The 10,389-nt window shown below is 61.6% G+C and carries 12 protein-coding genes; 8 read left to right on the top strand and 4 right to left on the bottom strand.

Annotated elements, in window-relative coordinates:
• The first annotated feature begins 328 nt into the window (after window positions 1–328).
• Both ABIB66_RS43070 and ABIB66_RS43065 read left to right on the top strand, forming a co-directional pair.
• Window positions 329–511 (top strand): CidA/LrgA family protein, encoded by a 183-nt coding sequence (locus ABIB66_RS43070; protein WP_354212069.1) that lies wholly within the window; start codon window positions 329–331, stop codon window positions 509–511.
• A gap of 149 nt (window positions 512–660) precedes the next feature.
• Window positions 661–891 carry an LrgB family protein gene (locus ABIB66_RS43065; RefSeq protein ID WP_354212070.1) on the top strand — a complete coding sequence of 77 codons (231 nt, stop codon included), beginning with the start codon at window positions 661–663 and terminating at the stop codon, window positions 889–891.
• A 74-nt stretch (window positions 892–965) separates the two neighbouring features.
• Here ABIB66_RS43065 and ABIB66_RS43060 read toward each other — a convergent pair whose 3' ends face one another.
• The 4 genes from ABIB66_RS43060 to ABIB66_RS43045 all read right to left on the bottom strand — a co-directional run bounded on the left by ABIB66_RS43060 (window position 966) and on the right by ABIB66_RS43045 (window position 5,014).
• Window positions 966–1,298 carry a cytochrome c gene (locus ABIB66_RS43060; RefSeq protein WP_354212072.1) on the bottom strand — a complete coding sequence of 111 codons (333 nt, stop codon included), beginning with the start codon at window positions 1,296–1,298 and terminating at the stop codon, window positions 966–968.
• 10 nt (window positions 1,299–1,308) lie between these two features.
• Window positions 1,309–2,550 carry a molybdopterin-dependent oxidoreductase gene (locus ABIB66_RS43055; RefSeq protein WP_354212074.1) on the bottom strand — a complete coding sequence of 414 codons (1,242 nt, stop codon included), beginning with the start codon at window positions 2,548–2,550 and terminating at the stop codon, window positions 1,309–1,311.
• Between the two features lie 512 nt (window positions 2,551–3,062).
• Window positions 3,063–3,953: a LysR family transcriptional regulator gene (locus ABIB66_RS43050; protein ID WP_129274353.1), complete on the bottom strand. Its 891-nt coding sequence runs from the start codon at window positions 3,951–3,953 to the stop codon at window positions 3,063–3,065.
• Between the two features lie 2 nt (window positions 3,954–3,955).
• Complete coding sequence (locus ABIB66_RS43045; RefSeq protein WP_354212076.1) at window positions 3,956–5,014, bottom strand: YeiH family protein; 1,059 nt, start codon at window positions 5,012–5,014, stop codon at window positions 3,956–3,958.
• A gap of 285 nt (window positions 5,015–5,299) precedes the next feature.
• On the opposite strand from ABIB66_RS43045, the gene ABIB66_RS43040 reads away from it, so the two are divergent.
• From ABIB66_RS43040 to ABIB66_RS43020, 6 genes are all read left to right on the top strand, one after another.
• Window positions 5,300–5,833 carry a DUF305 domain-containing protein gene (locus tag ABIB66_RS43040; protein WP_354260016.1) on the top strand — a complete coding sequence of 178 codons (534 nt, stop codon included), beginning with the start codon at window positions 5,300–5,302 and terminating at the stop codon, window positions 5,831–5,833.
• 9 nt (window positions 5,834–5,842) lie between these two features.
• Window positions 5,843–7,297 (top strand): YncE family protein, encoded by a 1,455-nt coding sequence (locus tag ABIB66_RS43035; protein WP_354212078.1) that lies wholly within the window; start codon window positions 5,843–5,845, stop codon window positions 7,295–7,297.
• A gap of 31 nt (window positions 7,298–7,328) precedes the next feature.
• The gene (locus tag ABIB66_RS43030) at window positions 7,329–7,853 is read left to right on the top strand and encodes a sigma-70 family RNA polymerase sigma factor (protein WP_354212079.1); all 525 of its coding nucleotides are present in this window, start codon (window positions 7,329–7,331) and stop codon (window positions 7,851–7,853) included.
• Complete coding sequence (locus tag ABIB66_RS43025; protein WP_354212081.1) at window positions 7,850–8,617, top strand: anti-sigma factor family protein; 768 nt, start codon at window positions 7,850–7,852, stop codon at window positions 8,615–8,617. The genes ABIB66_RS43030 and ABIB66_RS43025 overlap by 4 nt, the downstream gene beginning before the upstream one ends.
• 121 nt (window positions 8,618–8,738) lie before the next feature.
• The gene (locus ABIB66_RS43830; protein WP_502917456.1) at window positions 8,739–9,032 is read left to right on the top strand and encodes a hypothetical protein; all 294 of its coding nucleotides are present in this window, start codon (window positions 8,739–8,741) and stop codon (window positions 9,030–9,032) included.
• Window positions 9,033–9,361: 329 nt separating this feature from the next.
• Complete coding sequence (locus ABIB66_RS43020) at window positions 9,362–9,607, top strand: DUF3551 domain-containing protein (protein WP_354212082.1); 246 nt, start codon at window positions 9,362–9,364, stop codon at window positions 9,605–9,607.
• Window positions 9,608–10,389: the final 782 nt, after the last annotated feature.

Here is a 10,389-nt window from a genome sequence, read left to right as displayed (position 1 = left end):
CTGGTGAACCGATCGAGCATTGCTCGAAAGGTCCGCCTTACTCCCTATGAGGTAGGAGCGCCACGACAGCACACCAACGCAGTTTTCAGATCGATCTGATCACGAAATCCGATGACTACTGTGCCATTGAGAGGCTGCTGGTGTGTGAGCTTGCCGGCAACCCGCTCCACTAAAATGCATGGGGGTCCCGTACCTGAGCATGTGATCGGCATTTCGATGCTACCGCCGCGCTGGCTTCAGAAAAGGAGGCGCGAGCTCCGGGGCGCCCATCACCGGCAGCCTGGAGCAGACCGCCCAAACCCTGATACGTCACATGTGACTTCTGTTCATGCCGGCGTGTGTCGGCCTGGTCGCGGAGATCGACGTGTTGTGGTCGGAATGGTTACCGATTGCCGCCTGGCTGATCGGATCGACATTGCTGAGCCTGGCCGTCACTGGTGATGCACTGGAGCATTCGCAGCCGGGTCGCGCGGCGAGCGCCAGGCCCTTGCAGGTCCTGGAGCGGGGTTGATCCAAGTTGGACCATCGCAAATGACAGCAATTGAGCGTCTCTGGAATTCGCTTGGCGCGACGCTGTTGGTCTGGCTCATCGTATCGCTGGCCGCCTACACGGCTGGAAATGCTGTGCCGGGTTTGCGGGGGGAGACGTAAGCGACTCCCGTGCTGATAGCCATCACTATGGTGGCTGCCACGGTCGTCGTGACCCGGACAGACTACACGGTCTATTCTACGGCGACCCAGTTCATCAAGTTCCTGCTCGGGCCGGCAACCATCGCGCTTGGCCATCCCTCTGGCGCGAAGCGCTCGGCTCGTGAAGGAGAATCCTGCGGGCGTCGGACCGGCGGTGTCGGGCTCCGTGACATCGACGATCAGCGACATTGGTCGGTGTGATTGTTCGGAAGTCCACGGACGGCCCTTTCCATGGCACGAAGGCGCGACCACTCCCATTGCTGCCGCGGTGTCGATTAGTTCGTTCCCTTTGTGCTGGCCAGATAATCGACGATCGCGGGGACGTCGCCCTCGTCAATGGGCGCTCTGTAAGCCTTGATCATCTTGTGGACCTCGGAGTTCCAAGCGAACCCGGAGAGGGCAGGTTGGTTCAGCACCATGTCCGCGGAGTGACAGGCCAGACAGTTGTTGTTGATGGCGTCCGCGCTGGATCCGCCCGGAAATAACGCATCGCCCGATGGAAGCTCGACGTTCGTCGATGTGATCGCCGGAGCGGGCTGAATCTGGGCGGAGGCGGGCGTCAGAACGGCGGCGAATGCGGTGCCGAGAGCAATGATGGCATGTCGCATGAAACTGCTCCTATATGGCGGTGATATGAGCCGTCTCGACGGCATTGAGCATGAAACCGCTGTTGTTCCAGTTGGGCATTGCGGGCTGAATGTCGCCGCTCAGACTCGTGCAGCGGACCATGAGTGATTGATGGCCTTTCACCAACTGGGGAATGTTCACGTGCCACCGGCGAAAGCTGTATTTTCCAAAGTCATCGCCCAGTGTCGCGAGTTGCCAACTCCGGCCGGCATCCATCGAAAGCTCGACCTTGGCGACGCCCGTGTCGCCTCCGAAGGCAATCCCGCGGATCGTCGCGCCGGCGCCAGACGGAAGAGACGCACCTTCCGTAACATTGGTGAAGAAGGACCGCGGCACCATCCGGCTGATTGGAATCATTTTCACGCCGGTCTGGCCAGGCGTGATGTTGGCGTGCGGTGTGTCCGGGATAGTGTACGCGGTCGCCATCCAGTAACTGTCGTCTGCGCGATCGAGGACCTCGACGTCGCTGAGCATCTTGACCCAATAGGTCGAGTACCATCCCGGCACGATCAGGCGCAGCGGAAAGCCGTTCAGCAGCGGCATCTGCTCGCCGTTCATCGCGAAGGCGATCATGACTTCGCCATCGCGAGCATGATCGATGTCGAGCGACTTGCGGAAATCAGGTGCTTCGGGCACGACCGGCTCGTCCAGTCCGCTGAAGCGGACCTGTATCGCGCCGGACTTGATCCCCGCGCGGTCCAGCACATCCTTGAGCCGTACTCCCACCCATCGCGCGTTGCCCATCGCGCCATGCGCCCACTGTGCGCCTGGGACGCGAGGTGAAAAGAAGCCGCGGGAGTTGCCCGAGCACTGGTTGACGGCGGCGAGCTCGACGCGAGGCATCTTGAGCAGATCGCCGATGGACAAGGACAGCGCCTGGTTGACGTGGCCGCGTACGGCGAGCCGGAAGGCGTCCGCATCGACCGAGGTCGGGATCACAGCCCAGTGCCAGCGCACATAGAACTGGTCGTTCGGCGTGAATACCCCGCGATCGAACACCTCCATCGGGGTTTCCAACAGCGGCGGCCGGGCACGCTGCAGGATCATGGCTCCCTTCTGAGGGAAGTCATGCGTGATCGGCCGCTCCTGCGGGCCATTGGCGAACGGAAGGCGCACCGACTGATCGGCCCAGGCCGATGAGCCGGCGAGCGCCATGCCCGCGACCCCGATGGTCTTGAGCACGGCGCGGCGGGACAGCGGTTGAACGTGCTGATCGTTGCGATGTAGTGGCATCAAGATCCTCATGCTGAAACGGGTTCGCGTTCGATCCAGGGCCGGTCATCCGAGGTTGATGTCGGCGAGGGGATCTTCGACCTGCCGGCGGGGTTGCGCCTGGCGAATGCATGGAAGAGGTCCTGTTGTAAAACGAAGGTGCTGTTGCGAGTGAATATTGCTCCTGTTGCCCGAAGAATGCGTCGAGCTGCCGGCATGCGCGAGCGGTGCACCGAGTACCGAAGTGGTGGTAGCTAGCAAGACAATCGCGAGGTGAGCGCGGTGCGAGGCGATCATTGTGAATCTCCATCTCGATGTTTTGGCAAGCGGAGTGTCCGATGTGCTTGCCGCTTCTCAAGGAGATAGACCGCAATACGGCAGCAATCCAACGGGATGATCAGATCGTTCTGATCGCCGGCCACGATCGAATGCCCAAAGCTGCCGCGTGCTGACGCTGCCCGCGGCGTTGCTGGCGATGCATCAGTTCAGATGTTGCAATGGAATAGAGGTGCGTCCTGCGGGCGCAGGCCGTCCTACGCAGCAGGGCCCGCTGTGATGCTGGACATCAGCGCGGCTTCGGCCTTGCTCACATGCCGCTCCTTGTGGCGCAAAGCGTAGAACGAACGTTTCGCCATTTCGCCTTCCAACTGGAACAACCGCTTTGCCGCGATCGCGTTTTCGACCACCAAATCGGAGATGGCCGCGGCGCAGCGGCCGTTCTCGACCGCCGTTCGTATGGCCTCGTTCGAAGCGAGCTCGAGCTGCACCTTGAGGTCGGAAAGGCGTACTCCGCGCTTCTTCAGGGCCCGTTCGAACATGGCACGCGTTCCGGACCCCTTCTCGCGAAGGATCCACGGTGTCGTCGCAATCCAGTCTGGAGGCAGCTTTCTCTGGTTCGCCAGAGGGTGTTGCGGGCCCACGACGGCGACCAGCGCATCGCCGTCGAGGCGTCGGGCCGACAATGCAGCGTCATCGATGTCGCCTTCGATAAAACCGAGATCCGCCATGCCTTCGCGCACGTCCGTCGCGACATGTTCGGTGTTGGCAATCTTCACGTCAAGTTCGATGCCGGGATAGACAACCTGGAAGGCCAGCAGCCTCGCGGGCAGCCAATAGCTGCCGACCGTCTGGCTGGCGGCGATCACAAGCCGTCCGGCCTTGAGCCCGGCGAAATCCCGCAGAACCTGCTCCGCCGCATGGGCGCGCGCCAGCACGGCACGGGCTTCTCCGAGAAACGAGCGGCCCATATGCGTGAGCACGATGCCGCGACCGACCCGATCGAACAACTTGACGCCATAACGGCCTTCGAGCGCGGCGATCGCCGCGCTCGTGGCCGATTGGGTCAGATTCAGTTCGCGGGCGGCCTGCGTCACGTGCTGCCTGTCGGCGACCGCGGCGAAGATTCGAAGTTGTTCGAGCGTCATGCTCACCCCATGAATTTAATGAGAGCTAGGCTGAAGGTTGCAATGAACAGGAAGGCAAGTGCACCCAATATAGCCGGACGCACACCTCGCGAGTAGAGTTTAGAGACATCAGTCTCGAGGCCCATGGCGGCGAGTGCGATCGTGAGCAGGAAGGTGGACAGGGTGATCGTCGCGTCCCTCACCCCTGCCGGAATCGTGACGACACTGTTGAGGGCGGTCACCGCAACAAAGCCGATTGCGAACCAGGGCAGGGATGGCGCTGCCGGCCTGCCGGGCGCGCCTCGGGCCGCAAGCCGGGACCCGACACTCAGGGCCAGCACCACAGGAGCCAGCAGCATGACTCGCGCAAGCTTGGCGACCGTCGCGATTTCCCCGGCGCGCTGGCTGTTCTGAAAAGAAGCGGCGGCCACCTGCGCGATCTCATGGATGGATGCCCCGCTCCAGAGGCCATAGGCCGCGCCGTCGAGATGCAGAAGATGGGGCAGCACAGGATAGACGAACATTGCGATCGAGCCGAAGATCGTGACGCAGGCAATCGCATAAGCGACATCCTCGTCGGACGCTCCGGTGACGCTGTTGGTCGCGACAACGGCCGAAGCACCGCAGATCGAGGTGCCCGCGGCGATCAGTTCGGTGAGCTTTCGGTCGACGCCCAAAGCGCGGCCGGTTGCGAGGGTAAAGGCGAAGGTGGCAACGAGCGTGCCGATGACGATCAAAAGTCCCCTTGCACCCACGGCTGCAAGCTGGGTCAGCGTGATCTGAAAGCCAAGGAGAACGATTGCGGCCCGAAGGAGACGGCGCATGCTGAAAGCAATTCCTGGGGCGGCGAAGGACGGAGTGCCGACGAGATTGCGCATGGATATCCCGATCGCGATGGCGAGGATCATGGGGCTGAAGGTGGCAATGCCTGGAACGCCGTGAAGCAATTTGGCGACGAGAGCGATAGCTCCTGCCAGCGCCACCCCCGGGATGACAGCGCGGGCTGGCTTCGCCCGCGATGCGATGGTCTCGCGGATGACGGATTTGACTGGAGAAGTGCGGAAGTCGATGGCAGAGGTCATTGGCGTTACTCCGGGTTACGCCAAAACTGGTCTGCGCCGATGAATTGGTCCAACAGATTGATATTTAAATTATGATCGATAAAATCGATTAATCGTGGCTTATGCGTGTTCCTTGGACGGGACGCTAACGCATCTGTGATCGGGCCGAAGATCGTGCCTTAGTCATTGTTGCCGTTGGCATTTTCGAAGGCCATCTGCCCGTGACCGAAGAACCTTTGCGGCCGCTTGGAATAGAACACGTGCCGCTTCGTCCAACTCCCCATGCGATCAACATGGGAGTTCAGGATGCACCAGCAGTCCCGCAGATTCATTGCGACCCTCGCAAGCAGGTGTCGTTTCCGAAGACCAGGGCTCGCCGCGATCCTGTTGGGCGGGCGGGTCCTGATTGCTTGCGCGATCCCACCGCTCGCGTTCGCGCATGAAGTCCATCCGGCCGATCCTCCGGCCGGGCTGACCGGCGAGGAATCCACGTTCCTGAAAGAGAACGACGCCGCGATGACCAAGATGATGAACGACATGGCGGCGAAGCCCAGCGGCGATGTCGATCGCGACTTCGTTGCCATGATGAACCCGCATCATCAGGGCGCCATCGACATGGCCGTAATCGAGCTGCGCTACGGCAAGAACGAGCAGCTTCGGCGGATCGCGCAGGAAATTATCGTCGACCAAATGCAGGAGATCGCCGCGATGAAGCTCGCAATCGGCGAGCCGGCGGCCGACACGACCCCCGTGCCGACGCAACGGCAGGCTCTCCCTGCGGCACACGATCACCATCATTGGGGCATGCAGATGGACATGTCCTCCGGAATGAAACACTAGGAGCGAAACATGAAAACGTGGAAAACTGTCTTCCTGGCGGCAACGATGCTCGGAACAGGGTCCGCTGCGTGGGCGGGGCAAGCGCCCGGCGCGCTGTCCTCGCCTGACATCCCGATCAGCCATCACGACCGTATTTATGCGGCCGAGCAGTTCTCGAATACGGTGTCGGTGACAGACCCCGTCGACAACAAGCTACTCGGCGTGATCCGGCTGGGCGATCCGCAGCCGCTCAATTTCAGCCCGCTCTACAAGGGGCAGGTGCTCGTTCACGGTATGGGCTATTCGCCCGATCATCAGACGCTCGCCGTGGTGTCGATCGGCTCGAATTCGGTCACCTTTATCGATACCGCGACCAACGCGGTCAAGCACGTGACCTATGTGGGTCGTTCGCCGCATGAGGCATTCTATACGCCGAACGGCAAGGAGGTGTGGGTGACGGTGCGCGGCGAGAACTACATCTCTGTGATCGATGCCAAGAGCTTTGAAGAGAAGACGCGCATGAGGACGCCAAGCGGTCCTGGCATGCAGATTTTCTCGCCCGACGGCAAGTACGGCTACATTTGCTCGTCGTTCAATCCGGAAACCGATGTCGTCGCGGTTGCCGATCACAAGATCGTCGCCAAAGTGAAGCAGGATAGCCCGTTCTGCCCGAACATCGCCGCGACGCCCGATGGCAAGCAGGTCTGGTTCACGCTCAAGGACGTCGGCAAGACGCAGGTATTCGACGCACGTCCTCCGTTCGGCCTCCTCAAGACGATCGATACCGGTCCGATCACGAATCATGTCAACTTCGCACAAACCGCCAACGGATCGTTCGCCTATGTCACGATCGGTGGCTTGAACGAGGTCAAGGTATTCCGCACCGACGATTTCTCGCAGGTCGCGACCATCCCGGTCGGCAATTTGCCGCACGGCGTCTGGCCGTCGGGCGATGGCTCGCGCGTCTATGTCGGCCTCGAGAACGCCGATGCGCTGGTGGCGATCGATACCGCGACCAACAAGGTCATTGCCAACATTCCGATCGGTCAGGCACCCCAGGCGATCGCCTATGTCCCCAACGCTGCGCCAAATCCCGACAACCGCGAGAACCTGCAGCCGCTTGGAGTTGCCGGACAAGTTGCCCATCTCGCCCTCGCGCCCAAGCAGCGGACGGGCGATGGCAAGGTGCCGACCAGCGTGTCCCTGTTCGACCAGGGCCTGATCCAGATCCTGCAGGCATCGGTGACGGGTCTCCAGCCCAAGCAGAAATATGTGCTGGCTCTCTCCAACCATGAGGACGGCAGCGGCGTGTTGCAGCCGCTCGCAGCGTTCATGACGAACCCGGCAGGATCGGCTATCGTGAACGCCGTTGGCCCGATCCGGCAGATCGTCGATCAGGGGGCAAACGCCGACAGGCGATATCTTGTGATCGCGTCCGGCGAACCAGCCATGCCCGGCGAGGCGATCCAGATTGAGACCCGTTGACGTTCGGGAAGGAACGCAGGCGGAGGGCGAGATGAAGGATATGTTGGTTCAGGTCGAGCCGCTGATCCCCGCCCTCCGCCGTTATGCTCGCGCCCTGTTGCGCAACCGCGCGAACGCGGACGATCTTGTGCAGGACTGCCTGGAGCGCGCTGTCAGCCGCTGGCATCAAAGACGGGACGGGAGCGTGCGCGCATGGCTGTTCACGATCCTGCATAACCTCGCGACGGATCAATTCCGTCAGACGTCGTCGCGCGGCAGGCATGTGCCGATCGAGGAAGCGGGTGAGGGCGATTTTCGCGGGGCCGCCGCGCAAGAGCATCGGCTCATGTATCAAGACGTACTAGACAAGCTTGCGAAACTGCCGGGAGAGCAGCGGACCGTACTGTTGCTGGTTGCAGTCGAGGATCTCTCTTATGCGGAAGCTGCGAAGGTATTGAACGTCCCGATCGGGACCGTGATGTCGCGCCTGTCGCGAGCACGCGAGAGGATGCAGCAGGAGCTCGATGGCGTCGCCGGGGCGCCAGGAAATGTGGTGACGATGCGGAGGCTGACATGAACAACCGGCCGATTACGGAGGATGATCTGCACGCCTATGTCGACGATGTGCTCGAGCCGGAGCGTCGAGCGGAAGTCGGCTCCTACCTCGCCGATCATCCGGATGTCGCCAAGCGCGTCGCCGGCTTTACCGATCAGCGCGAGCTGTTGCGTTCGGCGCTGGCGCCAATCGCCGACGAGCCGTTGCCACCCGAGCTGAACCTCTCACGCATTGTCGAGGGCCAGAGGCGTCGTTCTCCGCCGGCATGGTGGACGATCGCGGCGATGCTGCTGCTGAGCGTGGGTGGGTTGGGCGGCTGGGTCATGCGCGGCTCATTGGAGGCGGCACCTAGCGGCCTGGCCGCACTCGCGCAGGAAGCGACTTATTCCTACAATGTCTACGCACCGGATCGGATCCGCCCTGTCGAAGTGCGAGCATCCGACACCACGCAGCTCGTCGAATGGATATCGAGGCGGCTCAACCGGCCTGTCAAGGTGCCGGACCTGGCGAGTTCAGGCTACCGTCTGATGGGGGGACGCCTGGTCGCGACCCAGCACGGACCAGCCGCAATGTTCATGTATGACGACGACCACGGCAGCCGCGTCGTCGTGCTGACGCGGCCGATGAGCAGCGCCGACCAGAACGCACCGATGACAACACACTCAAACGCCGGCGCCACCGGCATTGCCTGGGCGGACGACGGCATTGGCTATAGCCTTGTGGGCCCGGCGCCGCCGAACTCGCTGAAGGCGATTGCGAATGACGTTCGCAGGCAGGCGCTCTGAATTGGCGGGCCATGTGCGGCGGACCGCCTCCGCGTGCGATCACCTTATTGAACGAGAATTCAGGATGTCGAGCCGTGAAGACCGCGCGTTGCTCCCTATCTCTCACGAGAGAGGACCTATCATGATGACCATCAACTTTATGACTGCCGCCTTCATCACCGTGGGGCTCGCGGTCGCGCCCCTTGCTGCGGAAGGGGAGAGCTACGCCTATGTGAGGCACGACGTCTCGACAATGCAATCCGCTGCCTATGGAACGTCCGGATTGTCGATACCACCATCAGGGACCTACGGGACATCCGGAACGTCTGTCGGAACTGTCACCGCACCCTCGGTGGGGTCGTACAACTGGCCTTCGGTAGGCGTGACAAACGCAGTGCCCACTTGGCGCAACACCAATCCTTCTGTTCACAGGTAGCGAGAACTGCCGCCACGTCTCGAAGCTCGTTGCGGAGGCGGGCGCCACCACCCACGCCGATTTACAGCTTGTCCCTCCCACGGGAGACTGAACTTTGACGCGCTCGAAGTTCAATAGCCGCCTCAAGCAGGCTCTGGGATCCCGCCGATTTGACCGGTCGTGAAGCCGCGATAGCTTGGTGCTCTGGCCGTCCGAGCGCACATAAACCAACAGCGGTGCCTCTCTCCCCAGCGGACCCGCAGGAACGATCCTAGTTCGCGCATCCTCGATCCCCGCGAGAATGCGGCTGGGACCGTTCGCCCTCTAAATACAAGCCAGGAGTTGAATCGATGCACATAGTTCTATTCGCAGGGTTCTCTGTTGTTGCCCTCCTTGCGACCGCCACCCCAAGTTTGGCAGCCCCCGCAGTTGATCGGTACTGCCTGCAAGGAACGGAGTGGGGCTATCCTGGCAACTGCCAGTTCTCGTCCTATCGCCAGTGCATGGCAAGTGCGTCTGGTACAGATGCATACTGCGGTATCAATCCGCGTTATGCGTCTGCGAACCAGCGGCAAGGCTACTCGCCGGCCTATTGAAGTCAGCACGAGCACCAGTGCGAGGCGCCGCTGAAATCGACTGTTCGAGGCAACTCGGAGGGGCTTGGCGCGATCGCCCGCGGTACGGCGGAAGTCGTGATGAAAAGGAAGTTCATCTTGCGTAAGATCATGGTTGCTCTTTCAATCGCATTGCACTTGGCGGTTCGTTTATCCCCACCAATGCATTCGCATCCGGTAGCGCCCTAGGAGATGGTCGTATGGCGAGCAGCGCGAAAGCGTATCACGGCGACCGCGTTTTCCCTGCTCACGAACGCGGCTACGAGCGGCACCCGTGGCGGCGACGCGCCTACGAGTGGGACCCGTGGTATCACTGGGGCGCCTATTACGGCCCCATGGTTCCCGCGGTTTGAACTTGGCCAGGCTAGAGCGCGGACGCTGCCGATCCGGCCGATGTCGGCCAGTGTCGGGGTACGGGCTAATGTAGCCCGTCACATAACTGCAAGGCTCATGGCGTCGACGGCTGCCAAGCTGGAACAGCCGACCGGTGAACTTTATGCGATTGCGGGCTTTTTGCTTCAGCGCGCGCAACGGTTTTGCGGCGGGTGGCGGTGAAGTCCACCTCTCTCATCTGGACCGGCATCGTCGAAGATAACGGGCGACAACTTATGCGCGACTGCCACCCCGAACTCATTGTTGGTCCTCTGGTTCCACAAATGTCGTTTTCGACTGACCAAACCAATCAGAACGGCGAAGCCGTGAAATTGGAGGGTTGCGTCACGTCGTAGGCAGCCTTGGTCACGGGCACAGCATAGTTGACGGTG

It is taken from the genome of Bradyrhizobium sp. F1.13.3 (assembly GCF_040548265.1).
GTDB lineage: Bacteria > Pseudomonadota > Alphaproteobacteria > Rhizobiales > Xanthobacteraceae > Bradyrhizobium.
This window is presented reverse-complemented; position numbering and strand designations above follow the sequence as displayed.

Coding starts and splice junctions, on each gene's coding strand:
- ABIB66_RS43060 (WP_354212072.1), bottom strand. CDS start 1,298: ATGCGACATGCCATCATTGCTCTCGGCACCGCATTCGCCGCCGTTCTG.
- ABIB66_RS43035 (WP_354212078.1), top strand. CDS start 5,843: ATGAAAACGTGGAAAACTGTCTTCCTGGCGGCAACGATGCTCGGAACA.
- ABIB66_RS43830 (WP_502917456.1), top strand. CDS start 8,739: ATGATGACCATCAACTTTATGACTGCCGCCTTCATCACCGTGGGGCTC.
- ABIB66_RS43040 (WP_354260016.1), top strand. CDS start 5,300: ATGCACCAGCAGTCCCGCAGATTCATTGCGACCCTCGCAAGCAGGTGT.
- ABIB66_RS43020 (WP_354212082.1), top strand. CDS start 9,362: ATGCACATAGTTCTATTCGCAGGGTTCTCTGTTGTTGCCCTCCTTGCG.
- ABIB66_RS43070 (WP_354212069.1), top strand. CDS start 329: ATGCCGGCGTGTGTCGGCCTGGTCGCGGAGATCGACGTGTTGTGGTCG.
- ABIB66_RS43050 (WP_129274353.1), bottom strand. CDS start 3,953: ATGACGCTCGAACAACTTCGAATCTTCGCCGCGGTCGCCGACAGGCAG.
- ABIB66_RS43055 (WP_354212074.1), bottom strand. CDS start 2,550: ATGCCACTACATCGCAACGATCAGCACGTTCAACCGCTGTCCCGCCGC.
- ABIB66_RS43045 (WP_354212076.1), bottom strand. CDS start 5,014: ATGACCTCTGCCATCGACTTCCGCACTTCTCCAGTCAAATCCGTCATC.
- ABIB66_RS43030 (WP_354212079.1), top strand. CDS start 7,329: ATGAAGGATATGTTGGTTCAGGTCGAGCCGCTGATCCCCGCCCTCCGC.
- ABIB66_RS43025 (WP_354212081.1), top strand. CDS start 7,850: ATGAACAACCGGCCGATTACGGAGGATGATCTGCACGCCTATGTCGAC.